A 22638-nucleotide genomic window follows, 5' to 3' on the forward strand; every position below is an offset into this window, starting at 1 on the left:
CCGATTTAGGGCCGTCGCCGCTTGCCGGCGATGGCCGGTCACATGCATCCTTCTATACCACCGAAGGAATTATGCGGCGGTCAGCGCATATCGAGCAGGCGTTCGAGATATTGCCGCTCGGCCTCCGGAGACAGGCTGTCGCCGAGCTTGCGGCGGATCGCGTCGAGGATTTCGCGGGCGCGCTGGGTATCGATTTCGTCCGGAACCTTGACCTGGTCGCCGAAGTCAGGGCCGACATTCTGCTGACGACGGCCGAGCGGGTCCCGTCCATTCTGACCGTATTGGGGAACGCCCTGTCCGGGACCCTGCTGCCCTTGGGCCTGCATCTGGTTCATCATGTCCTGTGCGCCTTCGCGCAAGGCCTGCAACGCCCGGCCCTGACTGCCGACAGCCTGTTCGCCCTCGCCCTCGCCAAGCGCGTCGGCCGCTCCCTTCATCTCGCGCTGTGCTTGGCCGAAGCCCTTGCCGGGCTTAACGCCAAGCTGCTCGAGGCCTTTCTGCAGTTCCCCGAGCTGCTTGCCAAGCCCTTCCTGCTGCTGCCGCAGTTGCTTCAAGGCTTCCTTCAACTGTTCGGCAGTCTTGTCGTCGAGCGGGTTGGGCTTGCCGTTGGGATCGCTTTGCTGCCCGGGATCCTGCGGCATGTCCTGACCGAAAAGCTCGTTGTCTTCGCCCTGTAGCGGATCGCCACGTTGCATCCGGTCGCGGAGCGCCTGGTCAAGTTTGAAGGTCTCGTCCATCAACTGTTGCTGCTGCTGCATCAACTGACCGAGCTTGTCCATCTGCTGGCGCATCGCGTCGTTCTGCTCGCCCATCTGCTGCATGCGCCCGGCCTGCAGGTTGTTCATCATTCTCTGCAGTTCAGACAGGAGTTGGCGCGCCTCGTCGCGCGAGCCGGACCGGGCCAGATTTTCAATCTGGTCCATCATCTTTTGCAGGTCTTGCTGGCGCAGCACGTTGTTCTGGTTGGGGTTGATCGCCATGCGCGGGTTTTTTGCGGCTTGCTCGGCAAGTTGCTGCATGTATTCCTGCATCGCCTGGCGCAATTCCTGCATCAGCTTGGCGATTTCCTCGTCGGACGCATTGCGGTCGAGTGCATCGGAAAGCTTCTGCTGAGCGTCGCGCAGCCTCCGTTCGGCGAGCGACAGGTCGCCGTCCTCGATGCCGAGGGCAATCTCCCAGAGATGATCAGCCGCGTCCCTGAGCATGTCGTCGTTGCGCGCGAGCGCCATGCGCGTGCGTGCCGACTGGATCAGCAGGAAATGCGTAAGGTTCGGGATCGTCTCCTCCGCGTAGAGCGTCAGTGCGTCGTTGAGATCGATCGCGCGTGGCAGGTCGTTGACGTTAAGCGCGAAGACCTGCCTTTGCTCGGCAACGGCAGCAGCGAGCGGTTCGAAGAACTGGCGTGCCGGAAGGATGATGTCCTGCGGCACGCTTCGGCCTTCTTGACCGGCGGCATCGCGGGCGACCAGGGTGATGCGCACACGCTTTCCGGCGAGCGGATCCTCGCTAAGGTTCCGGCTCGTGGTCCCCTTGGCCTCGCGGGCATTGCGGCGCGGCAGGTCGAGGCGATACTCGGGCGGGGGGTAAAGCGACCGGGCGCCGGGCGGCTCGTCCAACGGCTTGATTTCAGCCCAGGCCTGCGAGATGCCGTAGTCGTCATGCCCAAGGAAACTTATTTCGAGCGACGCATTCGCGGTCGGGCGCGGGGGCCCATCGAAAGCGATGTCGGGGACGCTGTCCGGCGTGATCTTGAAGTTCCAGCTTTGCCCGCCGACTGAAAGCGTTCCGTCCTTGGTTATCTTGTAGAGATGGTTGCGGACGTCATTCCGCGCCTGCACCGCTTCCTGCGGTTCCGTCTTTGGTTCCGACTTCGCTTTGTCCGCGGCAGCGGGAATGACCACCGGTCCGGTTCCAGCGGTTTCGGCATAGCTCACGCGTGTCTCCGGTCCGGCACCGGTTATCCTGACCGTCAAATCGCTGAACTGCGGCACGGTGATGAGGGCTTTGTCAGGAGCCGGAGCCTGCTCTTGAGCTGAAGCCGTGTCATGCCGGCCGGTCAGGAAAATCGGTGCCCGGCCCGTGTAGGCCGGCGGCGTCACCCAGGCGTCGATGCGGATGTCCGCCGCCACAGCCGTCTGCTGGGGCAGTCGGAAAGCGTCCGTTACCAACCCCGCGCGGTTCGAATAGGAATAGGCAAATGCAAGGCAGGCGAGCAACACGGGGACCGCTCTCAGTGCCCAGGGGTCGTGCCGCGCGATATCGGGACGCGGAAGGCCGGTGTCCAATGCACGGACCAGTTTGGCCATGCGCACCTGGTGCTCGCGCCACAGCGCCGCCCCGAATGCTCCCTCTGTTGCCGGCGTGTCGTCCTGGACGCGGATCGCCTGATGGGGCAGCTCGTTGCGGTCTTCAAGCATCCGGTCGGCATCAGTGTTTTCCGGCCAGCGGACCCGGGTCAGCGGCAGGAGCGAGAAGAACAATCCTGCGAGGAAGACGAGAAGGATTGCGGCGTGCAGCCACAACGGCGCGACGCGGAAGAAACCGAGCCAGCCTGCGGAGAGGAACAGGAGAACGATCGACGCAGGCAACAGCGCGCGGGGCAGAACCTGCTCCGCGAAAAGGACCAAGCGGGCGAAAAACCTCTTTGTCGCCAGCATCCTGGCGAAGGGCTTCGGTTGTGGCGTGTCATCCCGCCGGAATTGCGTCATCCGCCCAAGTTCCCTTTCGGTCGCTCATGGTCGTTCTTCTGCATGTATGCTCAAATCCCAGCCGATCAAGGATAAAACATGCAGCAATTCAAAGTGCTACAGCGTTCTTGCGTGTCTGAACAGACGCACGGCGCGTAGTGATCCTTGCAACGCAGGATAACACCGTTTGTGGCGAAGACGAGGGCGACAACAAATCGTGATCGCCGCACGGCCCTGCGACATCCTGGCCAGAAGCCGAACGATGCGGCTCAGTCGAGCCAGTCCGGCACCGAGTCGAGGCCGATCAGGCGGTCATAGTCCTGGCGTGGGCGCACGACGTGGAAGCGGTCGCCCTTGACGAGCACTTCCGGCACGAGCAGGCGGCTGTTGTAGGTTCCCGACTGCACCGCTCCGTAAGCACCGGCCGAGCCGATTGCGAACAGATCGCCCGGTTTCGGCATCGCCATCTCGCGATCGAGCGCCAGGTAGTCACCGGTTTCGCAAACAGGGCCAACCACGTCGGCCTTGATGCGCGGTGCATTGGCGGCGGAAATCTTCACCGGCCGGATTTCGTGATATGCCTCGTAGAGGGTCGGGCGGATCAGGTCGTTCATCGCGCCGTCGACGATGACGAAGGTCTTGTCGCCGCCATCCTTCACGTAGATCACTTCGGTAACAAGAATGCCGGCGTTGCCGACGATCAGCCGACCGGGTTCGGTGACGATGCGGCAGTTGAGGCCCTTGAGCTGGTTCTTGACGATGTCGGCATAGGCATCGGGCAACGGCGGCGGATTGTTGTCGTCCCTGTAGGGAATGCCGAGACCTCCGCCGATATCGACGTGGTCGATCGCATGGCCATCCGACCTGAGGGTATCGACGAGTTCGCGCAGCAGCTTGAAGGCATCGTCGAACGGCTGCAACTCGGTGATCTGGCTGCCGATATGCATGTCGATGCCGGTGACCTTGATGCCAGGCAGGGTGGCGGCGTGGGCATAGACGCTGCGCGCCCGCTCCCAGGAAATACCGAACTTGTTCTCCTTCTTGCCGGTCGAAATCTTCGCATGCGTGCGGGCATCAACGTCCGGATTGATGCGGAAGGAAACATGCGCCTGCTTGCCGGCCCGTAGTGCCCGTTGGTTCAGGACCTCCAGCTCCGGCTCGGATTCGACATTAAAGCAATAGATGCCCGCCTCGATCGCGAAGTCCATCTCGCGCGCCGTCTTGCCGACGCCGGAAAACATGATCCGGTCCGCCGGCACCCCGGCGGCAAGCGCGCGACGGAGTTCACCCTCGGAAACCACATCAACCCCCGCGCCAAGCCGGGCCAGCGTCTTCAGCACGGCCTGGTTCGAATTGGCCTTCATCGCGTAGCAGACCATGGCATCAACATCGGCAAAGGCTTGCGCGAAGACCCGGTAATGGCGTTCCAGCGTTGCGGTGGAATAGCAATAGAAGGGTGTTCCGACGGCTCTTGCGATGTCCGTTACGGGGACGTCTTCGGCATAAAGAATTCCGTCGCGGTATTGGAAATGGTTCACGGGGCTTTGCTCGGTTCAGAGGAGGGGATCAAGCAGGAAGGGCCGGTCCTCTACCGTATCCTTCTCTTCGACGGTTCCCGCCGGCGCTTTGGTGTTGAGCGTGGTGGCGCCCGGTCGGTCGAGATCGCCCTTACGCCCACAACCGATGAGAACCAGCCCGGAGATAGCGAGCACAAGCGCAAGCCGGGCTGACTTCGTCAATGTCATCGTCATTATCCTTTGCCGAAACGGGAGCCGAGTGAGTTGGAGCGGGCGGGTCTTTCTCTCCCGCTCTGGTGCGATGTCTTATCGATTTTTCAGGGCCTTGTGCACCCTCTTTCTGCGCTGCCCAACGCATGGCGCACACAATGGCAGCGCGGCGACACGCTTTCGGTCTTTGCTTGCATGCACGTCGTTGTCCTAGTTGCGGGCCCGCCACCAGGCGATCTGCTTGCGCACTTCGGCAGGCGCGGTGCCACCGAAGCTGGTGCGGCTCGCGACCGAGGCCTCGACGGTCAGTACGTCGAAGACCTTCTCGGTGATCGCCGGATTGATCGACTGCAAGTCGGCGAGCGACAGATCGGCGAGGTCGCAGCCCTTCTGTTCGGCAAGCGCCACGGCGCGGCCGGTTACATGGTGAGCGTCGCGGAAGGGCAGACCTGCTTCCCGGACCAGCCAGTCGGCAAGGTCGGTCGCGGTCGAATAGCCGGAGCCGGCGGCAGCTTTCATTCGATCGGCGCGCACGGTCATGTCGCGCACCATGCCGGTCATCGCGGCGATTGCCAGTTCGAGGCTTTCGGCGGCGTCGAAGACTTGCTCCTTGTCCTCCTGCATGTCCTTCGAATAGGCGAGGGGCAGGCCCTTCATCACGGTCAGCAGTGCAATCAGCGAGCCGTTGATGCGGCCCGTCTTGGCGCGCACGAGCTCGGCCGCGTCGGGGTTCTTCTTCTGCGGCATGATCGACGAGCCGGTCGAGAACGCGTCCGACAGACGGATGAAGCCGAATTGCGGCGTCGACCAGATGACGATCTCTTCGGCAAGGCGCGACAGGTGGGTCGCCGCGATCGAGGCGATCGAAAGGAACTCCAGTGCGAAGTCGCGATCGGAGACGGTGTCGATCGAATTGCGGGTCGGCTCGCGGAAGCCAAGCGCCTTTGCCGTCATGTGCCGGTCGATCGGAAAGCCCGTGCCCGCCAGGGCCGCAGCGCCGATCGGGCTTTCATCCATGTGCTCGATCGCATGGCGGACGCGCGAGCGGTCGCGGCCGAACATTTCGACATAGGCCATGCAATGATGGCCGAAGGTGACCGGCTGCGCCGTTTGCAGGTGCGTGAAGCCCGGCATGACCGTGTCGGCATGCTCTTCGGCGCGATCCAGGAAGGCGGCGATCAGCGCGGTCAGTGCCTTTTCGGTTTTTTGCAGTTCTTCCTTGACCCACAGGCGGAAGTCGAGCGCGACCTGGTCGTTGCGCGAGCGTGCCGTGTGCAGCCGGCCGGCAGCGGGCCCGATCAGGGTCGCCAGCCGCGCCTCGACATTCATGTGAATGTCTTCCAGGCGCCGCGAGAACTCGAACGCACCGCTTTCGATCTCTGACAGGATCGTGTTAAGCCCGTGAACGATCTTGTCTTTGTCTTCGGCAGAAATGATGCCTTGATGCGCCAGCATGGTCGCATGCGCTATTGAGCCGCGGATGTCCTGTGCGTAGAGCTTCTTGTCGAAGCCGATCGAGGCGTTTATCTCCTCCATGATCGCATCCGGGCCAGAGGCAAAGCGCCCGCCCCACATCTGGTTGGAGGATTTCGTCTCGGAACTGCCGTCAGCCATGAGGATGCCCGCCTTGGAGAATGAAATGCCAGACCAGAAAAAAAATCCCCTGGCCGTCCGTTTGATCGCGCTCGCCGCCCTTTTCGGCGTAATCGTCGGCGCGGCTGCGGTATACGTGAAGGAGACGGGGTCTGGCAATGCCACAGGATCCGGCGACCGCGTGGCGACGCAAACGGCTGATGGCGGGAGCTGCCCGCAAATCAAGGAAAAAGTCGCCTCGCTGACCCCGTTCATGAAGGGCCAGGTCGCCGCCATGACGCCGGCGGACGACCCGCGTCCGATCCGTGATCTCAATTTTAACGGCCCCGATGGCAAACCGCTGACGCTTGCCGCCTTTGCCGGCAAGACCGTCCTCGTCAACCTTTGGGCGACCTGGTGCGTGCCCTGCCGGGAAGAGATGCCGGCGCTGAACGGACTGCAGAAAGCGCTCGGTGGCGACCGCTTCTCGGTCGTCGCGATCAACATCGATGCCGGCGACGACGAAAAGCCGAAGGCCTTCCTCGATGAGATCGGGGTTCACGAACTCGGCTACTACCGGGATGCATCGATGGGCGTGTTTAATACGCTCAAGAAGGAGGGCCTCGCCTTCGGTCTTCCTGCGACACTGCTTCTCGACGAGAAGGGCTGCCTGATCGGATCGATGAACGGTCCGGCCGCCTGGGACAGCGAAGATGCGAAGAGGCTTATCCAGGCGGCGCTGAAGTCGCCTGCGGGCACTTGAGATTAGCGCTTCAAAGCGCGCTGCATCGACGGAGTCGCACCGGACTACCCCCTCTGGCCTGCCGGCCATCTCCCCCACAAGGGGGCAGAAAACAAGCGGCTTCGCCTCGCTACGTTCGCTACGCTGCCGCAAGCAGAATGCTTCGCTGGGAGTGACGGGCGGGCCGCATCTATTCTCCCCCCTTGTGGGGGAGATGGCCGGCAGGCCAGAGGCATGTGGACCAAAAAGGCTCAGCGCGTCGGAATCGGAACGTCGCCGCGATAGTCGTAGAAGCCGCGGCCGGATTTGCGGCCGAGCCAGCCAGCCTCGACATATTTGACCAGCAGCGGACAGGGGCGGTACTTCGAATCGGCCAAGCCGTCATGCAGCACCTGCATGATCGAGAGGCAGGTGTCGAGGCCGATGAAGTCGGCCAGCTGCAGCGGTCCCATAGGATGGTTTGCACCGAGTTTCATCGCCGTATCGATGGCATCCACGGTGCCGACGCCCTCGTAGAGGGTGTAGATCGCCTCGTTGATCATCGGCAGCAGGATGCGGTTGACGATGAAGGCGGGGAAATCCTCGGCGACGGTGACGGTCTTGTCGAGATGAGCAACGAACTCCTTCGCCGTCTTGAAGGTCTCTTCATCGGTCGCAATGCCGCGCACCAGTTCCACCAGCTTCATCACCGGAACCGGGTTCATGAAATGGATGCCCATGAAATGTTCCGGCCGGTCGGTCGCGGATGCAAGCCGCGTGATCGACAGCGAAGAGGTGTTGGTTGCGAGAATCGCCTCCGGCTTCATGATCGGGCAAACCTGGCCGTAGATCTTGCGCTTGACGGTTTCGTCTTCCGTCACCGCCTCAATGACGAGGTCGGCCTGCGAGAGATCATTGATGTCGGCGGAGCCCTTGATCAGGGAAAGCGCCTTCTTGCGGTCCTCGTCGGTCATCTTGCCGGAGGAGACCTGACGGGCGAGATTGCCGTTGATGGTCGCAAGCCCGGCCTCGATGCGGTCCGCAGCGAGATCATAGAGCTGCACCTTGTATCCGGCGGCTGCCGAAACGTGGGCAATGCCGCAGCCCATCTGACCAGCGCCAATGATTCCGACCGTCTTGATCATCGAAGCGAACATCCATCCTCAAGAGACTTTCCGCAGCTTTGCAGCCGCAGAAACAAAAATACCGGGCCGATGGCGCCGGCCCGGTACGATTGTTAATGCCAAGTCCGCGCTTTTTCCAGCCTTTTTCATGCCGGAAGCAAACGGGATTTACGCATGGTTACAGCGCCTTTTCGAGTTCCGGCAGAACATCGAAGAGGTCGGCGACGAGGCCGTAGTCGGCGACCTGGAAGATCGGCGCTTCCTCGTCCTTGTTGATCGCGACGATCACCTTGGAATCCTTCATGCCGGCGAGATGCTGGATGGCACCGGAGATGCCGCAGGCGATGTAGAGGTCGGGGGCGACCACCTTGCCGGTCTGGCCGACCTGCCAGTCGTTCGGGGCATAACCGGCATCGACGGCGGCACGCGAGGCGCCGACGGCGGCACCGAGCTTGTCGGCAACCGGCAGGATCACTTCCTTGAACTTTTCCGACGAGCCGAGCGCCCGGCCGCCGGAGATGATGATCTTCGCCGAGGTCAGTTCCGGCCGGTCCGACGACGACAGCGCATCGGCAACATGGCTCGAAAGACCGGGATTGGCGGCGGCCGAGACCGTCTCGATCGCGGCCGAGCCGCCTGCCGGCGCCGAGGCGAAGGCGGCGGTGCGCACGGTGATCACCTTTTTCGCTTCGCTCGTCTGCACCGTCTGGATGGCATTGCCGGCATAGATCGGCCGCTTGAACGTGTCACTGGACACCACCTCGATGATCTCCGACACCTGGGCGACGTCGAGCAGCGCGGCAACCCGCGGCATGACGTTCTTGCCGACCGAGGTGGCGGCGGCAACAATGGTGTCGTGGCCGCCGGCAAGCGAGACGATTGTGGCGGCGAGCGGCTCGGCGAGACTGTTGGCGAGGCTAGCGTCGTCGGCGACGAGCACCTTGGCAACACCGGCAAGCTTCGCCGCCTGTTCGGCGACCGCCTTGGCGCCCGAACCGGCAACGAGAATGTGAACGTCGCCGCCGATCTTCGTTGCCGCCGTCAGCGCCTTGGCGGTCTGGTCGGAAAGATTGGCATTGTCGTGGTCAGCCAGAAGCAGAATGGCCATGGTGAGATCTCCCTTTCGGTTTGAGCTCAACGATCGGTTCCCGATCGGAGCTTCTAGATTCTGAAGTGGTTCATGCGTTTGTCCGGAAACCGGTGCCCACTTTCCGGACGCATGAACTAAAGCACGCCGGCTTCGCTCTTGAGCTTCTCAACGAGCTCGGCGACCGACTTGACCTTGACGCCGGCCTTGCGGCCCGACGGCTCTTCCGTCTTCAACACCTTCAGCCGCGGCGCCGTGTCGACGCCGAAATCGGCCGGGCTCTTCTTGTCGAGCGGCTTCTTCTTCGCCTTCATGATGTTCGGCAGCGAGGCATAACGCGGCTCGTTCAACCTGAGATCGGTGGTGACCACTGCCGGCAGCTTCAGTTCCACCGTCTGCAGGCCGCCGTCGACTTCGCGGGTGACGTTGACCTTGCCGTCGCCGATCTCGACCTTGGAGGCGAAGGTGCCCTGGGCCCAGCCCAACAGCGCCGAGAGCATCTGGCCGGTCTGGTTCGAATCGTCGTCGATCGCCTGCTTGCCGACGATGATCAGCCCCGGCTGTTCGGCCTCGGCCACACCCTTGACGATCTTGGCGACGGCGAGCGGCTCGACCTGGTCTTCGGTCTCGACCAGGATCGCCCGGTCGGCGCCCATGGCGAGCGCCGTCCTCAGCGTCTCCTCGGCCTTGGCCGGGCCGACCGAGACGACGACCACTTCACTCGCCTTGCCGGCTTCCTTCAGCCGCAGCGCCTCTTCGACCGAGATCTCGTCGAACGGGTTCATCGACATCTTGACATTGGCAAGCTCGACGCCGGTGCCATCCGCCTTCACGCGGATCTTGACGTTAAAGTCGACGACACGCTTCACCGTTACTAGGATTTTCATGGATTCATTCCCTCCAAGAGCTTTCGCAGGAAAATGCCCCTTAACAGAGCTGCCTGATTGTCGGTTGGCGACATCGATACGCGTTTTTTCTCCAATTACAATCGTCGCCCACGAAGCTAAATCGATATATGCTCGAGATTTCGAATGACGTTTACGTACACGTCATATAGTCGCGTGGCAAGAGTTGAGGCGAGGGGCGTCGAACGGCCCGATATTGCCGCTCGCGACACGATCAACATATTGAAATTGCGATCCATATCTGCCCAAATATTCTCCGCCCGCTCCAGGTCTCAGGTTGGGCGCCCCCACGGAGTAGGCGGTTTGCGGGTGCTCGCCGTGCTGACGTCGACGTCCGCCGGACGCTCCTCACGATGCTCGACGGCGCGCGGGCTGACGATGGTGCGATCGAAAAGCGGGACGCCGCGACGTCGCAAAGCGACCACCAGCAGCAGTCCCGCAACAATGCCGCCGACATGCGCACTCCAGGAGACACCGCTGCCGGGGTCAACCACCAGCATGTAGAATTGCTGGCCGATCCAGAAAGCCAGAGGGATCGCCGCGGGCAGCGGCAGCGGAATGCGGAAAAGGACGAGAACCCACACGCGCACCTTCGGATGCAGCAGGAAATAGGCGGCGACGACACCGGAAATGGCGCCGGAGGCGCCGATCAGCGGCGCTTCCGAGGCAGGATCGAGCAGGCCGTGCGCAAGCGCGCCCGCGGCAGCGCACAGCAGGTAGAAGACGAGGAAGCGAAAATGCCCGAGGGCATCCTCGACATTGTCGCCGAAGACCCAGAGAAACAGCATGTTCATCGCCAGATGCGAGAAGTCGCCATGCAGGAACGAATAGGTGACGAACGTGAATTGATCGGGAACGATGACGAGCGATGGATCGAGGTCGGCGTACTCGAAGATCACCGCCGGGATGTAGCCGAGCCCGAGTACGGCTGCGTTCGCGAATTCCTCCGTGGCGATCGGGCCGGTAACCAGCCAGACCGCGACGTTCGTCGCGATCAGTGCGATCGTCACGTATTGCATGCTGATGTGCTTCAGTGCGTTGCTGTCGTGAAGCGGTATGAACATGCGGCCCTCGAGCGCGATTCTTGAGGAACGTTACCTGTTCTTGCCCGGAACCCAAAGCACATCCGAACGTCCCCTGTCATTTGCCCAGCGAGCGGCCACGAAAAGGAAATCGGAGAGTCGATTGATATAGGCGATGGCGTCCCGGCTGACGATCTCGCCGGCCGCAAGTGCAACGATCTGGCGTTCGGCGCGTCGTGCGACGGTGCGGGCAACGTGCAGGGCCGCGGAGGCCGGGCTGCCGGCCGGCAGAACGAAGGATCGCAAGGGCTCGAGATCGGCATTGAGGCGGTCGATCTCAACTTCGAGCCTTTTGACCTGGGCGGCTGCGATCCTCAGCGGTTCATGGTCAAGCGTCTCGCCGGTATCCGGTGTTGCAAGGTCTGCTCCGAGGTCGAAGAGGTCGTTCTGGATGCGCATCAGCATGGCGTCGAGATCGGTCATGCCCTCTGTATGCAGGCGCGCAAGGCCGACCAGGGCGTTTGCCTCGTCGACCGTGCCATAGGCATCGACGCGCAGGTCGCATTTCGCTCGGCGTGGGCCGGAAACAAGTCCGGTCGTGCCGTCGTCGCCTGTTCTGGTGTATATCTTGTTGAGCCTCACCATGATGTCGTCGCCCTCTCTCAGCCCGGCCGTCCGCCGCCGGTGAACCAAAGCGTCAGCAGGATCAGCGCGATGGCGATCGCCTGCAGGACGATGCGCGCCTGCATCAGCTTGTTCGAAGTATTGCCGCTGCCGCCGACCGCCATATTGAAGAGGCCGCGGATCAGAACGATGACGACCAGGCCCATGACGAGCAGGGTCAGGCCGGTGAAGAAAGTGGACATGATGCAGATCCCTCCAATTTCGGTCAGCCGAGACGGCCGATGATGCGATAGAATAGTGCGGCCGGCAGGAGCTTCTTCAACAGTGCACCCTGCTTGGCGGGTCTTGTCACTATATAGTGCGGTCTCGGCCTGCGTGACGTCAGCGCATGTTTCAAAACAGCATAGACGGCGTCCGGCCCGAGCTTGCCCCGTGCTGGTTTGCTTTCGCCGCGCAGGCGTCGCATCTGCCGCTCATACTCCTCGCGGTGCACGGAATTCTTGAGATCGATGAAGCGCTCGATATAGGGGATCGCGTTGGCCGTGAATTTCGACGCGATCGGCCCGGGCTCGATCAGGCTGACGTAGACGCCGCTGCCGGCGAGCTCCATCCTCAAGGTCAGCGACAGTCCCTCGATGGCGAACTTCGAGGCGTTGTAGGCACCGCGCCAGCGATAGGGGACGATGCCGAGGATCGAGGAGCATTGGACGATGCGGCCGTGGCCGCGGGCGCGCATCGCCGGTATCACACGGCGTGTCAGTTCATGCCAGCCGACGACATTGGTTTCGAGCTGCAGCCTGAGTGCCTCGGCCGGCAGGTCCTCGACCGCACCCGCCTGGCCATAGGCACCATTGTTGAAGAGTGCGTCGATGCGCCCGCCCGAACGGGCCATCACCGCCTCCGTCAGCGCGACGATCGTTTCGGGCCTGGTGTAGTCCATGATGAAGATCTCGATGCCTTCGGCCTCCAGTTCCCCTTGATCTTCAGGCCGGCGAACGGTCGCGAAGACGCGCCAGCCGTCCGCCTTCAGCGCGCGGGCGCAGTAGGCGCCGATGCCGGAAGAGCAGCCTGTGACGATGATTGTGGGGCGATCGGGCATCCGGTCGATTCCTGTAGAAATCCATCCCCCGTTTCCCATATTCGTCGGTGGGATACAATTGAATTGCGTGTGTTACACGGGCGCCAGTCGGTGCGCGTGGATACCGCAGGCTCGGAGTTGGAATGGCCGTCGTTCGCATCATCTGGAAGGTCGTGTTCGATGCGCTCTGGCATTTCAGCGAGGATGACGGCTGGGCGATGGCGAGCCATGTGGCACTGTCCTCGCTGATGGCCGTCTTTCCCTTCCTGATCTTCGGCACGGCGCTCGGCAGCTTTCTCGGCGCCGACCAGTTTGCGGAGACCGCCGTCCATCTGATTTTCGATGCCTGGCCGGAATCGATCGCCAAACCGGTGGCTGACGAGGTTGTGCGGGTGCTGACGATCCCGCGCGGCGGATTGCTCACCGTCTCGGTGCTCGCTGCCGCCTATTTCGCCTCCAACGGTGTCGAAGCGCTCAGAATTGCGCTAAACCGCGCCTACCGGGTGGCGGAAAGCCGCCCCTGGTACATGACGCGGCTTGCGAGCCTCGGCTTCGTGATCGCCGGCGTGCTCATCCTTGCCGTCATCAGCGTCCTGCTCGTCGCCGTGCCGCTTGCGGTGCGCAATGCCGACCAATGGCTACCCTGGCTGGACTCCGTCCTCGCAACCGCCGATGACTGGGGGCTGACGCTGGCCCTGGTCATGGTCACCGGCGGGCTGCTGGTATCGCATCTCTGGCTTCCGGACGGGCACCGCAAGATCCTCGATGTGCTTCCCGGAATTGTTCTGACACTGCTGTGCTGGTCGATTGGCGCCTACGCCTTTGCTTACTACCTCAAAGCCTTCTCCAGCTATGTGACCACCTATGCCGGTCTCGCCTCGGTCGTGATCGTTCTGGTGTTCCTGTACATGATCGGCGCAATCTTCATCATCGGCGCCGAGATCAACGCCGCCATCATGAAGTTCAGGGTCAAGCGCCTCGTCATGCGCAGTTTCCTGGGCCAGCGCGTGAATGACGATCACCCCGCCGAGAATGGCTCATAGCACCATTTCACGAATATCCGCGGGCGTCCTTCCGGCAGCGCGGAAAGCCGCGATTCCGGTGTCCTTGTTGCTCTTCGCCAGCTTCCTGCCGTCCGGCCCGAGGATCAGGCGGTGATGGTGGTAGACCGGTTCCGGCAGGTCGAGAAGCCGCTGGAGCAGACGATGGAGCGACGTCGCATGATAGAGATCGCGCCCCCGCACGACATGGGTGACGCCCTGCAACGCGTCGTCAACAACCACCGAGAGGTGGTAGCTCGATGGCGCGTCCGAACGCGAAAGGATCACATCGCCCCAGCTTGCGGGATCGGCCGCGATCTGGCCCTTTTCCCCGGCGGGCCCCGCTCCCGTCTCCTGCCACGTCAATGGGCCGGGAACGAGATCGACCGCTTTTTCGACGTCCAGGCGCCAGGCAAAGGGCCGATCTCCGGCGATGAGAGCAGCTTGCTCGCCCAGCGATAGTTCGCGCTCGCGGCCCGGATAAAGCGGCGTTCCGTCCGGATCGCGCGGCCAGGCCGACCCCTCGGCTTCCGCCGCGGCCACCGCCGCCCGGATCTCCCCGCGGGTCATGACGGATGGATAGACGATACCCATTGCCAGCAGGCGCTGAAGCATATCGTCATAAAGGTCGAGGTGTTCGGATTGGCGGCGAACCGGCTGCTCCCAACTAAGACCCAGCCAGCCAAGATCGTCGAAGATCGCCTGTTCGAGCTCCGGGCGGCAACGCGCGCGGTCGATATCCTCGATCCGCAGCAGAAAGCGTCCATTAGCGGCGGCCGCCATGTCATGATTGAGGATGGCGGACAGGGCGTGACCGAGGTGCAGAAGGCCGTTAGGGCTCGGTGCGAAACGAAAAACGGGTTGTTCCGGCAAAATGGGCATCGTTTCCTTTGACATGGAAGCGGTATAAAGGTCATCCGCTTTCTACAGCGCCGCGCGTCTTTTCATACGCACAAGGCACGTTGTAGCACTTTGAATTGCTGCATGTTTTTGTCCTTGAATCGGTTACGATCCAAGGAAACTTATGCAGTGGAGGGCGCATGCGGATCATCCGGACGCACGAGGATATCGAGGCCGGGCTTGCCGGCCTGGTGATGCTCGACGCCCGCCTCGAGCACGTGGTCGCCAAGGCAGGGCCGGTGCCGCTCAGGAGAACCGATCCCGGATATCGCGGTCTCGCCAACATCATCGTTTCGCAAATGGTCTCGAAGGCGAGCGCCGCCGCGATCTGGCGGCGCATGGAAGCCTCCCTCGGCGAGATCAGTCCGGCGGCGGTCCTTTCGCTCGGCGACGAAGATTGCCGGCAATTCGGCCTCTCCCGCGCCAAGGCCGATACATTGCGGCGAGTCGCAGCAGCGGCGGCTGCCGGCGAGATCGATCTCGACGCCATCTGCAACGCTGAGGCCACGGTGGCGATCCACGAATTGACGGCAATCAAGGGGGTCGGTCGGTGGACGGCGGAGGTCTACCTGCTTTTCTGTGCCGGCCATCCGGACGTCTTTCCTTCCGGCGACGTGGCACTGCAGAACGCCATCGGCCACGCGCTCGAGTTCGATCTGCGCCCGACGGCAAGCGAGATTGATTCGCTCGCGACCTCCTGGTCACCCTGGCGCAGCGTCGCCGCGCGCCTGTTCTGGGCCTATTATGCACAGGAAATGCGGCGCGATGTGCTGCCGGTGACGCCTTGAAGAAAAAAGCGAATCCTTCACGCCGTTTTTGTTTGTGGCTTCACAATCCTGTTGCAACACGACTAATATAGAAGGTGCAGATGCCGAATCGATCAGGAGAATACGCTTGACGATTGCAGTCTCACCACAGGCCCTGCCGGCGCTCGTCTTGAACGCCGACTACCGGCCTCTGAGTTACTATCCCTTGTCGCTCTGGTCCTGGCAGGACGCGATCAAGGCCGTCTTCCTTGACCGCGTCACGATCCTCGCCGAATACGAACATTCAGTCTCGTCGCCAAGCTTTTCGATGCGGCTGCCGAGCGTCGTTTGTCTCAAGAGTTATGTGCAGCCGTCGCGCCATCCGGCCTTCACCCGGTTCAACGTCTTCCTGCGTGACAAGTTCGAGTGCCAGTATTGCGGATCGCCGGACGACCTGACCTTCGATCATGTGGTGCCGCGCGCCCATGGTGGCCAGACGACCTGGGAAAATGTCGTGGCGGCCTGTTCGCCGTGCAACCTGCGCAAGGGCAGCAAGCTACCGAAGCAGGCCAATATGTTCCCGCATCAAAAGCCGTACCAGCCGACGGTGCAGGACCTTCACAACAACGGCCGGCTCTTCCCGCCGAACCATCTGCACGAAAGCTGGATGGACTATCTCTACTGGGATGTTGAACTGCAGCCGTAAGGGTCAGGCCTACAGCGCCGCGCGTCCTATCAGATGCGCAATCGGCTACGATTCAAGGAAACATGCAGTAGGCGTCATCAAGCCTTGGCGGCAGCGCGCAATGCGATCGCAGCCAGGATAAGGCTTGCGATCACGTTCCAGCCCGCGAATGAGAGGCCAAGCACGCGCAGCGCCGCATCCGTGCAGGAAGGGGCGTGCTTCGCATCGAGATCGCCGAGCAGGTCGCCCACATCAGACGAGACGCCTTGGGCGGCCGTCGCGCAGGTCGACGGTCCCTCCCAGAAATGCCATTCAACGCCCGAATGATAGACGCCCATCCCGGCGCCGACGAGCATCAGGACGCCGACGAGCAGAAGCAGCGTGCGCGTGATCCATGCCGGCAGCTTGAGAGCGCTCGAAACGATTGCCAGAAGGCCGAGCGGAATGCCGTAGTAATAGGGATTGCGCTGCAGCAGGCAAAGCGCACAGGGGATATAGCCGCCAATGTGCTCGAAGCCGAGCGCGCCGCCGACCGTCGCCGCCATGCCGAGCGTGACAAGAACGGCGCCAACAAGATGCTGGCGTTGGACGACGGAAACTGCGGTCATGGATACCTCGCGGTCGAGCGACAGGGTGGGCGCTGCGGCGCCGGACGTATAATCACGACGCCTTCTTAAGAAGGATTGGCGGCGCTGTAAATTGCCCGCAAGACACACAGCCTGCACGCTTTTGTGATCGCCGGATGGCGAAATGCATTTTCGCGGTTGACCGGCGCGAAATCGATCGTGTAAATCGCAATCCGCTGACATCACAGCCTGAGCCCCATTGGCGGAATTGGTAGACGCGCTCGACTCAAAATCGAGTTCCGAAAGGAGTGCTGGTTCGACCCCGGCATGGGGCACCAACCTCTAAAATCAGCTTTGATTTTATTGTGCTTTTTGCCTGTTTTTGCCTCACATTTTCCAACCCTCGAAAGTGTGGGACAAAAATGACCTACTTTTGTTCCGGCACGAGCTTGTGCATTGCGCCTGCCGCCATCTTCTTTCGGCGTGCTTTTTTGGTGTAGGTCGTCGTCTGGTTCTTCGTCGTCCAGCCGAAAATTGCCATCAACTCTTCGTCCGTCGCGCCGTTCTCTGCAGCAATCGTGGCGCCGGCTTTCCGCAGGCCGTGGGTGGTGCAATGGAAGAGCCCGGCCTGGTCGCACCAGTCGCGCATCTTGTTGCCGAGGCCGTTGGTAGTGAACGGCTTCTTGAACTCGGTCACGAGAAACGTCAGCTCACCGGTCGGGCTCGCATCAATCGTCTTCTGCAGATCAGGCAGGACGGGGATCTCGACCGTGACGCCGCTGGACTTCCGCGTCTTCTCCGGCCGGATGGACAGGATGCCGTTGCGGATGTGCTGGCGACCGAGGATGGCAAGGCTGTCGAGACGCAGGCCAGTATAGAGCGCCAAGTGCAGCATAAGTCGCGCCTTCGATCCAGCTGGATGCGTTGCCTCGAACTGCCGCACCTCTTCGACTGTCCATGTGTGGAAGCCGTCGCCTGAATAGAGGAGCTTGATCTTGGCGGCCGGATTCAAGGCGGCTAGGTCGCTTTCGACTGCCCATGAGAACATCGCGGAGATCGCCCGCTTTACGTCGTTGCGGGCGCCGGGCTTTTCGCGTAGCGCGTCACGGATCTCCAGAACATGCCGCTTGCGCATGTCGGCATAGGGCAGGTCGCCGCAGCGGGCCTTGCCGAACTTGTACTCGCAGACTTCTTCCAGAATGGTCGACCGGCGAGCAAGTACAGTGGCGCTGATATTTCCCTGAACGCGCCGTTTATACTCTGCCAGAAGCCAATCGACGGTGCCTTCCGCCGCCTGACGCTTCAGTGGCTCCGGTCTCTTCTCCTCCTGTCCCTCCGGCACATAGGCCACCCCGAGGCGTGCGCAGGCGACTTCCCTGTCAAACTCGGCCGTTCCCGGCTTCTCGCGAAGGCGGATCTTCTTCTTGCCCGGCGCGCGAAAATAATATCGCGGCTCCCGGGTGCGGAAGTCGCGATCGAGGCTGACGCCTTTCGGCAGTTTGTCATTGACCCTTTTTGGCATTGTCGAAAGCATTGCCCTGTGGCTGTTGTTCGTCTTGGTCGCTCGCCGCGCCAGCCTTGTGGGGGAGCGCAAGGAAGCTATCCCACAATTCGTCTACGCTCCAGATGTTGCGGCCGCGTAGCACGCGCGGCTGCGGCATGGTGCCGGCCTCGACAGCGCTGTCGAACAGCGATGGGCTGATGCTAAGGAGGGCCGCTGCCTGCTCGCGTGTAACGCCGAAGGGCTGCAGCGTCGTCGGAAGGATGGCCGAACGGCGGGGGCGGTCGTTCTGTGCGCGGTTAAGTGCTGTTGCCATCACAGTACCTCCTCACATTCCAGTGCCGGCCCGCCGTTGTGGCCGATCATGCCGCGCTTTGCCTGCTCTCGGCGCTTCGCGTTTTCCTTGCGGGTAACCATCTCGACGTGTCCCTTGTCCGGCCGGACGCAGAGCCGATTGCGGCAATAGTGGTCGAGTTCCTTTTTGCCCGGGATGTATCCGTGCTCGTTGGTCCACATGGCGATGTGGACGGCAACGGTTTGGCCGTCGAGCGACATGCGCGGGTAGCCAGCGCCGCGGCCGTTCTTTCCCGAGTCCGGGCCGGTCCAAACATAGCAGCCGGTAACAGGGTCGATCTCGACCCGGGCCATAATCTTCGCCCTGATGCGGTCACGCCTGCTGCTCATCCGCGGCGCCTCCAGGCGTCGAAGTGGCCGCGCAAGTCGCACCAGCGCTCCGCGGCTGCGTGATCTTCGTTCAACTGCCTGCGCGAGCCGATGCCGAGGATGGAGCGCACTTTCGTGGCGGCGCGTTCGTCGGTCAGCGGACGATCAAGGCCGTGGCACTCCTCGAGGAATTTCTTGAATGACGGCTCGCCGCATTTAATGGCGCACTCGGCGGCATAGTTCTTTTCCGGCCGCTCTTCGTAGCAGGCGAGCGCGCGCGTCTTTTCGGCCAGTCGATCAACGAGGCGGCCATAGATCCGCAGCAGGAATTCGATATCGGAATGGGCGTGGAGGAGAAACTCCTCGTCCTGCCAACCGCATTCCTCGGTAACAGTGGCGACAGGCGATAGCGCAGCGCCCGGTAGCAGGCGCGCGAAGAGCTGACGCTGGCCGCGTGCCTTGACGTCCACGGTCCAGTCACGGCTGGCCTCGCCATGGCGGGCACGGATCTTGTCCAGCCGTATCTGATCTGGAGACGGGCCTGCATTCATCGGCGGCCGCCCTTCCATTCGGGAGCGTTGGCGAGACCGAGCAGCACTTCGCCGTGGCAGGGCGCGCCTGGCCTGCACCAGCAGGCGAGATTCTTGCCGCGAAGCTCGTCGATGTTTTCGGCGATGAAGCGACGGGTGCGCTGCAGCGCCTCGACATCGGGATCGGCGCCGACGTGCAGCAGTCCGGCAAGCAGCGCCTTATAGAGGTCAACGCAATAGGCCGCCTCTCCATGCTTGCCGACGACAAAGGGATTTCCCCATAGCCCGGGCCGTCCGACATGGACGACTTCGAGGCCGTTGACCGATTTGGAATGCGCCTGCAGGTCGAAGCCCTTGCGGCGGGAAAGCTGGAGGCGGACGGGCTTCGTCATTGGCGCGGCGCTCCAATCACGACTGTCTGGCAGTGGCCGTTGCCTCTGGCGATCTGCTCCGCAAGCGCTCGCGGAAGCGCACGCTCCATCGCCTTGCGCAGTTCCTTTCGGTGGTGCGTGTCGGCGACGGAAGAAAGCACGGCCGCCTGAACCGTGACCAGTGCGCCGCAGACGGCATTGATCATTGGCGCGTCGAATTGCTTTGCCGTTTCCTGGATTGCCGCGTCGATCGCATCCGCAAGGATCTGCGCCTGGCGTGCCTCTTCGGCCTTCCATGCCTTGATTGCTTCTGGAGTTGGCGTCATCGCCGTACCTCCGGGAAACCGTTGTGCTCGATGCCGTCCAGGAGGCGACCGGCGGCTTTCTTGCCGATGCGGTAGACATCTGGCTCGTCATCGATGTGTCCATCGGTATTGGCTAGGTTCTCGGGGGCATAGTGCCATGTGTCGTTGATAAGCTCGGCCGTGTCGACCATCCCTCGCTGGCGCTCAACGTTTTCACCCGGCGTCCACTCGCCCCATTGCTTGAACAGGAACGGCACGCCCGCAGCGGCACACTGATCGCGGAGCGAGCGCGCCCAATCTGGATGCATCGGACGGGCGCCGGGGCCGCTCTCGCCGCCGGCGACGACCCAGTCTAGTTTCGGATCTGGCTGACCGAAGATACCCGTGATGCTCTGTTCGCCATCAGAAGCGAGACCGCTCAACGCATCGAAGTGAAGCCGGCAACCATCGCGCTCGCCGTCGTCAAGCCACGTCAGATCGAGCGGCCCGAGCAGCGGTTCGGCGCTGATCCAGCGGACGGCGGCAGGTGTGTCGAGCAGGAGCGGGATGCGTTCGTCGGCTCGCTTCTGATCCTCGACCGAGACGCCGAGCCAGACGTTCGGGAGGGGCCATTCCCGGTCCTCGATCGAGCCGGCCGCGCATGGTGATCCGGAGATCTCGGCCGCGGCATTGCCCCATCTCCGCTGAAACTCGGCGGGATAGTTTTCCGCGCAGATCTGCATGCCGCGTGCATACTCCCGCATGCGCTCCGGGCGTTTCGTCAGCACCTGGAACGTGTGCTGCGGTGCCAGCGCCATGACGGCGAAGACCTGGTCGATCCACTCGTCAGGCACGCCCTCGGCGAAAAGATCGCCATGGGCGCAGACGAAGATCATGCGCGGCTTCGTCCAGCGCAGCGGCTGGTCGAGCCATTCGCGGTTGAAGCGCACCTCGCCGGTCCAGACCGGCCCCGCCTTGGTGTCCTTCGTCAGGCCCTTGCGGCTTTCGTGGTTCTTCAGCCGCGTGCCGGCGAGCTTCATCGCGTAGCAGTTGGTGCAGCCGGGGGAGACGACGGCGCAGCCGGTGATCGGGTTCCAGGTGGCGTCCGTCCATTCGATCTTGGTGCCGTCAGCCATTGAATTTCTCCGTGCTGAAACCCGCCTCGGCGTTGACGCACTCGACGATTAGATGAGCGATCGCCAGTACCTCCTCGTCGGGCCGCTCGTTGTTCACGTCGATGGTGAAGACATCGCGGCCGTGGGCATCGAGGACGACGCCGATATTCTCCTCGGAAAGGCGCAGCGGCAGCTCGGCGTTCAGATCACGGAACCCTGTGATCAGGAGGCTCTTTCTGATGGGTTGCGCTTTGGCGGATGCCGTGCTCAGCGCATCAATGATGGCACGGTAAGGGGTGATGATGCTCATCGTCAGTTCGCTCCTGCGCATGGCTCGAAGCGGCCGTTGCCGTCGGCGTCGACGATGAAACGGAAATGGGTTTCGGTATCCGCCCAATAATAGGCGGTGATGTGGTATGAGCCGGGCTTCAGAGGTTCGCCGTCGCCGTTCTCGACGAGGTCCTTGACGTTGTCGGCCATGGTCTCGATCTCGCCATCGAGGCACAGGCAGTTCGCCTTGTCAGGGACCTCACCGTCATCAATGCTGCCGTCTTCGTTGACGTGGATTTCCATCCAGCCGTACCACTCGTGCACGGCGAAGGCGACGACTTGGCCGAGCTCCAAAGGCGTGCGCCAGAACTCCTCGTCCTGGTCGGCCTCATCCTTCGGCATCATGATCCACGTCCCATTGTCGAGACGGTGGATGAAGTCGTTAACGTCACGCTGCGGGGCCGGCACGACCTCGTCGAGCCAGATGGAGGGCAGGTACTTCGTAACGCCGATTTCCTCTCTCTTGGCGTCGCCGCTCATATCCGCCCCTCCGTCTGGAGATTGGCGAACCATTCCCGAGCGTCGTCAAAGTTCTCCTCGGCGCGCTTGATCCAAAGATCGCGGCGCGGTTCACGCTTTTCCAATCCTACGCACGCCATCATGGCGACGCGCGCTGCGCCGACGGCGAGCTCGCCGACGGTGATGTGGAAGGCCAGCTCCATGGGAACGCCGGCATCGACAAGCTCTTCGGCCATCTGCATGGCGAGAGCCATCCGATATTTGCCGGTGATTTCGTCGGCCCGCGCGCGCAGCTCGGGCGAGAGGTCGAATGTTTCTGACGGCCCCGTCATGCCCGCGCCTCCAGTGCCTTGACGTGCATCGAGATGCGCGGAACGGAGATCGGGCGGACGTCGTAGCCGCCGGTGTCGCGCGAGGCACGCGTGAAGATGACGGTACGGCGTTCGTCCTCATGGATGCCGCGGTGCTCGGCGGCGCTCCAGCCCCAGCGGCGGGCGGCGACATAATCGCGCATGACGTATTCGGCGACGCCGAAGGCGACCGCGAGGCGATGGATCGACATGCCAGATAGGTAGCCCTGGCGCACGGCGGGTTCCTTCAGGAGCGCTGGCGAGGTGGAGAGGCCGGCAGGCGGGAGGCGATTGCGGACGCTGTGCAGGTTGGCGGTCATAGCGCGTTCCTTGATTGGGGGCGGACGAAGAGATCGAACCAGAGATCCTGCAGGCGCTCGCGATCTACGCCGTTGCGGGCGGCGATCTCGCGAAACTCGCGGTCTGGCGTGGCGATGCACTGGAGGAGGGCGGCCCGCTCGCTGGCTTTCAGGTCCGCGTCGTCGAGCGAGCGGACGGAAAAGGCGAGCGCCAGGCGCGAACCATGGCAGCGGCCGGCGAGATCGATATCG

Annotated in this window: 29 protein-coding genes and 1 tRNA gene; 5 read left to right on the forward strand and 25 right to left on the reverse strand. The window is 62.5% G+C overall.

Going from position 1 to position 22638, the window contains the following annotated elements; genetic code table 11:
- Positions 1-80: 80 nt before the first annotated feature.
- From GHK62_RS24230 to argH, 4 genes are all read right to left on the reverse strand, one after another.
- Entirely contained in the window at positions 81-2708 is a 2628-nt protein-coding gene (locus tag GHK62_RS24230; RefSeq protein WP_153441596.1) for a TIGR02302 family protein, read from the reverse strand.
- 248 nt (positions 2709-2956) lie between these two features.
- Complete coding sequence (gene lysA, locus GHK62_RS24235) at positions 2957-4225, reverse strand: diaminopimelate decarboxylase (RefSeq protein ID WP_184108570.1); 1269 nt, start codon at positions 4223-4225, stop codon at positions 2957-2959.
- 15 nt (positions 4226-4240) lie between these two features.
- Positions 4241-4432, reverse strand: coding sequence for an LPS translocon maturation chaperone LptM (gene lptM, locus GHK62_RS24240; protein WP_153441597.1), 192 nt, complete (start codon positions 4430-4432; stop codon positions 4241-4243).
- 192 nt (positions 4433-4624) lie between these two features.
- Entirely contained in the window at positions 4625-6028 is a 1404-nt protein-coding gene (argH, locus tag GHK62_RS24245; protein ID WP_153441598.1) for an argininosuccinate lyase, read from the reverse strand.
- A 25-nt stretch (positions 6029-6053) separates the two neighbouring features.
- Between argH and tlpA the strand changes: the two genes are divergently transcribed.
- Entirely contained in the window at positions 6054-6749 is a 696-nt protein-coding gene (gene tlpA, locus GHK62_RS24250; protein ID WP_153441599.1) for a thiol:disulfide interchange protein TlpA, read from the forward strand.
- A 230-nt stretch (positions 6750-6979) separates the two neighbouring features.
- On the opposite strand, the gene GHK62_RS24255 is transcribed toward tlpA, so the two are convergent.
- The 7 genes from GHK62_RS24255 to GHK62_RS24285 all read right to left on the reverse strand — a co-directional run bounded on the left by GHK62_RS24255 (position 6980) and on the right by GHK62_RS24285 (position 12568).
- Positions 6980-7852, reverse strand: coding sequence for a 3-hydroxybutyryl-CoA dehydrogenase (locus GHK62_RS24255; protein WP_153441600.1), 873 nt, complete (start codon positions 7850-7852; stop codon positions 6980-6982).
- Between the two features lie 157 nt (positions 7853-8009).
- Positions 8010-8939, reverse strand: a complete 930-nt coding sequence (locus tag GHK62_RS24260; protein ID WP_153441601.1) for an electron transfer flavoprotein subunit alpha/FixB family protein — start codon at positions 8937-8939, stop codon at positions 8010-8012.
- Between the two features lie 116 nt (positions 8940-9055).
- Complete coding sequence (locus GHK62_RS24265; protein WP_153441602.1) at positions 9056-9805, reverse strand: electron transfer flavoprotein subunit beta/FixA family protein; 750 nt, start codon at positions 9803-9805, stop codon at positions 9056-9058.
- A gap of 290 nt (positions 9806-10095) precedes the next feature.
- On the reverse strand, positions 10096-10887 hold the full coding sequence (locus tag GHK62_RS24270; RefSeq protein WP_153441603.1) for a rhomboid family intramembrane serine protease: 792 nt from the start codon (positions 10885-10887) through the stop codon (positions 10096-10098).
- Between the two features lie 30 nt (positions 10888-10917).
- Entirely contained in the window at positions 10918-11490 is a 573-nt protein-coding gene (locus GHK62_RS24275; protein WP_153441604.1) for a cob(I)yrinic acid a,c-diamide adenosyltransferase, read from the reverse strand.
- A 17-nt stretch (positions 11491-11507) separates the two neighbouring features.
- Entirely contained in the window at positions 11508-11711 is a 204-nt protein-coding gene (locus GHK62_RS24280; protein ID WP_153441605.1) for a twin transmembrane helix small protein, read from the reverse strand.
- A gap of 23 nt (positions 11712-11734) precedes the next feature.
- On the reverse strand, positions 11735-12568 hold the full coding sequence (locus GHK62_RS24285; protein ID WP_153441606.1) for an SDR family oxidoreductase: 834 nt from the start codon (positions 12566-12568) through the stop codon (positions 11735-11737).
- A 122-nt stretch (positions 12569-12690) separates the two neighbouring features.
- Between GHK62_RS24285 and GHK62_RS24290 the strand changes: the two genes are divergently transcribed.
- Positions 12691-13590: a YihY/virulence factor BrkB family protein gene (locus tag GHK62_RS24290; RefSeq protein ID WP_153441607.1), complete on the forward strand. Its 900-nt coding sequence runs from the start codon at positions 12691-12693 to the stop codon at positions 13588-13590.
- Here GHK62_RS24290 and gluQRS read toward each other — a convergent pair.
- On the reverse strand, positions 13585-14469 hold the full coding sequence (gluQRS, locus tag GHK62_RS24295; protein ID WP_153441608.1) for a tRNA glutamyl-Q(34) synthetase GluQRS: 885 nt from the start codon (positions 14467-14469) through the stop codon (positions 13585-13587). The genes GHK62_RS24290 and gluQRS overlap by 6 nt on opposite strands.
- 158 nt (positions 14470-14627) lie before the next feature.
- Between gluQRS and GHK62_RS24300 the strand changes: the two genes are divergently transcribed.
- Both GHK62_RS24300 and GHK62_RS24305 read left to right on the forward strand, forming a co-directional pair.
- Positions 14628-15275, forward strand: a complete 648-nt coding sequence (locus tag GHK62_RS24300; RefSeq protein WP_153441609.1) for a DNA-3-methyladenine glycosylase family protein — start codon at positions 14628-14630, stop codon at positions 15273-15275.
- Between the two features lie 106 nt (positions 15276-15381).
- Positions 15382-15939, forward strand: a complete 558-nt coding sequence (locus GHK62_RS24305; RefSeq protein ID WP_136508865.1) for an HNH endonuclease — start codon at positions 15382-15384, stop codon at positions 15937-15939.
- A gap of 77 nt (positions 15940-16016) precedes the next feature.
- Here the strand turns inward: GHK62_RS24305 and GHK62_RS24310 are convergent, their stop codons facing one another.
- Positions 16017-16526 carry a disulfide bond formation protein B gene (locus GHK62_RS24310; RefSeq protein WP_153441610.1) on the reverse strand — a complete coding sequence of 170 codons (510 nt, stop codon included), beginning with the start codon at positions 16524-16526 and terminating at the stop codon, positions 16017-16019.
- 211 nt (positions 16527-16737) lie between these two features.
- Between GHK62_RS24310 and GHK62_RS24315 the strand changes: the two genes are divergently transcribed.
- Positions 16738-16822, forward strand: a tRNA-Leu gene (locus GHK62_RS24315).
- 89 nt (positions 16823-16911) lie between these two features.
- On the opposite strand, the gene GHK62_RS24320 is transcribed toward GHK62_RS24315, so the two are convergent.
- The 12 genes from GHK62_RS24320 to GHK62_RS33710 are packed head-to-tail and all read right to left on the reverse strand — an operon-like array spanning position 16912 to position 22634.
- Positions 16912-18006, reverse strand: a complete 1095-nt coding sequence (locus GHK62_RS24320; RefSeq protein ID WP_167528351.1) for a tyrosine-type recombinase/integrase — start codon at positions 18004-18006, stop codon at positions 16912-16914.
- Complete coding sequence (locus tag GHK62_RS24325) at positions 17987-18301, reverse strand: hypothetical protein (protein ID WP_153441612.1); 315 nt, start codon at positions 18299-18301, stop codon at positions 17987-17989. The genes GHK62_RS24320 and GHK62_RS24325 overlap by 20 nt, the downstream gene beginning before the upstream one ends.
- Positions 18301-18669 carry an HNH endonuclease signature motif containing protein gene (locus GHK62_RS24330; protein WP_153441613.1) on the reverse strand — a complete coding sequence of 123 codons (369 nt, stop codon included), beginning with the start codon at positions 18667-18669 and terminating at the stop codon, positions 18301-18303. The genes GHK62_RS24325 and GHK62_RS24330 overlap by 1 nt, the downstream gene beginning before the upstream one ends.
- On the reverse strand, positions 18666-19199 hold the full coding sequence (locus GHK62_RS24335; RefSeq protein ID WP_153441614.1) for a hypothetical protein: 534 nt from the start codon (positions 19197-19199) through the stop codon (positions 18666-18668). The genes GHK62_RS24330 and GHK62_RS24335 overlap by 4 nt, the downstream gene beginning before the upstream one ends.
- Positions 19196-19570, reverse strand: a complete 375-nt coding sequence (locus GHK62_RS24340; protein ID WP_153441615.1) for a DUF4326 domain-containing protein — start codon at positions 19568-19570, stop codon at positions 19196-19198. The genes GHK62_RS24335 and GHK62_RS24340 overlap by 4 nt, the downstream gene beginning before the upstream one ends.
- Positions 19567-19875, reverse strand: a complete 309-nt coding sequence (locus GHK62_RS24345) for a hypothetical protein (protein WP_153441616.1) — start codon at positions 19873-19875, stop codon at positions 19567-19569. Before GHK62_RS24345 ends, GHK62_RS24340 begins: the two co-directional genes overlap by 4 nt.
- Positions 19872-20969 (reverse strand): phage Gp37/Gp68 family protein, encoded by a 1098-nt coding sequence (locus GHK62_RS24350; RefSeq protein WP_153441617.1) that lies wholly within the window; start codon positions 20967-20969, stop codon positions 19872-19874. The genes GHK62_RS24345 and GHK62_RS24350 overlap by 4 nt, the downstream gene beginning before the upstream one ends.
- Positions 20962-21258: a hypothetical protein gene (locus GHK62_RS24355; protein ID WP_153441618.1), complete on the reverse strand. Its 297-nt coding sequence runs from the start codon at positions 21256-21258 to the stop codon at positions 20962-20964. The genes GHK62_RS24350 and GHK62_RS24355 overlap by 8 nt, the downstream gene beginning before the upstream one ends.
- Positions 21259-21260: 2 nt before the next feature.
- Positions 21261-21758, reverse strand: a complete 498-nt coding sequence (locus GHK62_RS24360; protein WP_153441619.1) for a hypothetical protein — start codon at positions 21756-21758, stop codon at positions 21261-21263.
- Positions 21755-22069: a hypothetical protein gene (locus GHK62_RS24365; RefSeq protein ID WP_153441620.1), complete on the reverse strand. Its 315-nt coding sequence runs from the start codon at positions 22067-22069 to the stop codon at positions 21755-21757. Before GHK62_RS24365 ends, GHK62_RS24360 begins: the two co-directional genes overlap by 4 nt.
- A complete protein-coding gene (locus tag GHK62_RS24370) occupies positions 22066-22407 on the reverse strand; it encodes a hypothetical protein (RefSeq protein WP_153441621.1) in 342 nt (113 codons plus the stop codon). The genes GHK62_RS24365 and GHK62_RS24370 overlap by 4 nt, the downstream gene beginning before the upstream one ends.
- Positions 22404-22634, reverse strand: coding sequence for a hypothetical protein (locus GHK62_RS33710; protein WP_420377801.1), 231 nt, complete (start codon positions 22632-22634; stop codon positions 22404-22406). The genes GHK62_RS24370 and GHK62_RS33710 overlap by 4 nt, the downstream gene beginning before the upstream one ends.
- Positions 22635-22638 lie beyond the last annotated feature (4 nt).

Source organism: Sinorhizobium terangae (genome assembly GCF_009601505.1).
Classification (GTDB): Bacteria; Pseudomonadota; Alphaproteobacteria; order Rhizobiales; family Rhizobiaceae; genus Sinorhizobium; species Sinorhizobium terangae.

Excerpts from the sequence above, each read along its gene's own strand:
- GHK62_RS24230 (WP_153441596.1), bottom strand. The coding sequence starts at position 2,708 with ATGACGCAATTCCGGCGGGATGACACGCCACAACCGAAGCCCTTCGCC.
- lptM (WP_153441597.1), bottom strand. The coding sequence starts at position 4,432 with ATGACATTGACGAAGTCAGCCCGGCTTGCGCTTGTGCTCGCTATCTCC.
- argH (WP_153441598.1), bottom strand. The coding sequence starts at position 6,028 with ATGGCTGACGGCAGTTCCGAGACGAAATCCTCCAACCAGATGTGGGGC.
- tlpA (WP_153441599.1), top strand. The coding sequence starts at position 6,054 with ATGCCAGACCAGAAAAAAAATCCCCTGGCCGTCCGTTTGATCGCGCTC.
- GHK62_RS24255 (WP_153441600.1), bottom strand. The coding sequence starts at position 7,852 with ATGATCAAGACGGTCGGAATCATTGGCGCTGGTCAGATGGGCTGCGGC.
- GHK62_RS24260 (WP_153441601.1), bottom strand. The coding sequence starts at position 8,939 with ATGGCCATTCTGCTTCTGGCTGACCACGACAATGCCAATCTTTCCGAC.
- GHK62_RS24265 (WP_153441602.1), bottom strand. The coding sequence starts at position 9,805 with ATGAAAATCCTAGTAACGGTGAAGCGTGTCGTCGACTTTAACGTCAAG.
- GHK62_RS24270 (WP_153441603.1), bottom strand. The coding sequence starts at position 10,887 with ATGTTCATACCGCTTCACGACAGCAACGCACTGAAGCACATCAGCATG.
- GHK62_RS24275 (WP_153441604.1), bottom strand. The coding sequence starts at position 11,490 with ATGGTGAGGCTCAACAAGATATACACCAGAACAGGCGACGACGGCACG.
- GHK62_RS24280 (WP_153441605.1), bottom strand. The coding sequence starts at position 11,711 with ATGTCCACTTTCTTCACCGGCCTGACCCTGCTCGTCATGGGCCTGGTC.
- GHK62_RS24285 (WP_153441606.1), bottom strand. The coding sequence starts at position 12,568 with ATGCCCGATCGCCCCACAATCATCGTCACAGGCTGCTCTTCCGGCATC.
- GHK62_RS24290 (WP_153441607.1), top strand. The coding sequence starts at position 12,691 with ATGGCCGTCGTTCGCATCATCTGGAAGGTCGTGTTCGATGCGCTCTGG.
- gluQRS (WP_153441608.1), bottom strand. The coding sequence starts at position 14,469 with ATGCCCATTTTGCCGGAACAACCCGTTTTTCGTTTCGCACCGAGCCCT.
- GHK62_RS24300 (WP_153441609.1), top strand. The coding sequence starts at position 14,628 with ATGCGGATCATCCGGACGCACGAGGATATCGAGGCCGGGCTTGCCGGC.
- GHK62_RS24310 (WP_153441610.1), bottom strand. The coding sequence starts at position 16,526 with ATGACCGCAGTTTCCGTCGTCCAACGCCAGCATCTTGTTGGCGCCGTT.
- GHK62_RS24320 (WP_167528351.1), bottom strand. The coding sequence starts at position 18,006 with ATGCCAAAAAGGGTCAATGACAAACTGCCGAAAGGCGTCAGCCTCGAT.
- GHK62_RS24325 (WP_153441612.1), bottom strand. The coding sequence starts at position 18,301 with ATGGCAACAGCACTTAACCGCGCACAGAACGACCGCCCCCGCCGTTCG.
- GHK62_RS24330 (WP_153441613.1), bottom strand. The coding sequence starts at position 18,669 with ATGAGCAGCAGGCGTGACCGCATCAGGGCGAAGATTATGGCCCGGGTC.
- GHK62_RS24335 (WP_153441614.1), bottom strand. The coding sequence starts at position 19,199 with ATGAATGCAGGCCCGTCTCCAGATCAGATACGGCTGGACAAGATCCGT.
- GHK62_RS24340 (WP_153441615.1), bottom strand. The coding sequence starts at position 19,570 with ATGACGAAGCCCGTCCGCCTCCAGCTTTCCCGCCGCAAGGGCTTCGAC.
- GHK62_RS24345 (WP_153441616.1), bottom strand. The coding sequence starts at position 19,875 with ATGACGCCAACTCCAGAAGCAATCAAGGCATGGAAGGCCGAAGAGGCA.
- GHK62_RS24350 (WP_153441617.1), bottom strand. The coding sequence starts at position 20,969 with ATGGCTGACGGCACCAAGATCGAATGGACGGACGCCACCTGGAACCCG.
- GHK62_RS24355 (WP_153441618.1), bottom strand. The coding sequence starts at position 21,258 with ATGAGCATCATCACCCCTTACCGTGCCATCATTGATGCGCTGAGCACG.
- GHK62_RS24360 (WP_153441619.1), bottom strand. The coding sequence starts at position 21,758 with ATGAGCGGCGACGCCAAGAGAGAGGAAATCGGCGTTACGAAGTACCTG.
- GHK62_RS24365 (WP_153441620.1), bottom strand. The coding sequence starts at position 22,069 with ATGACGGGGCCGTCAGAAACATTCGACCTCTCGCCCGAGCTGCGCGCG.
- GHK62_RS24370 (WP_153441621.1), bottom strand. The coding sequence starts at position 22,407 with ATGACCGCCAACCTGCACAGCGTCCGCAATCGCCTCCCGCCTGCCGGC.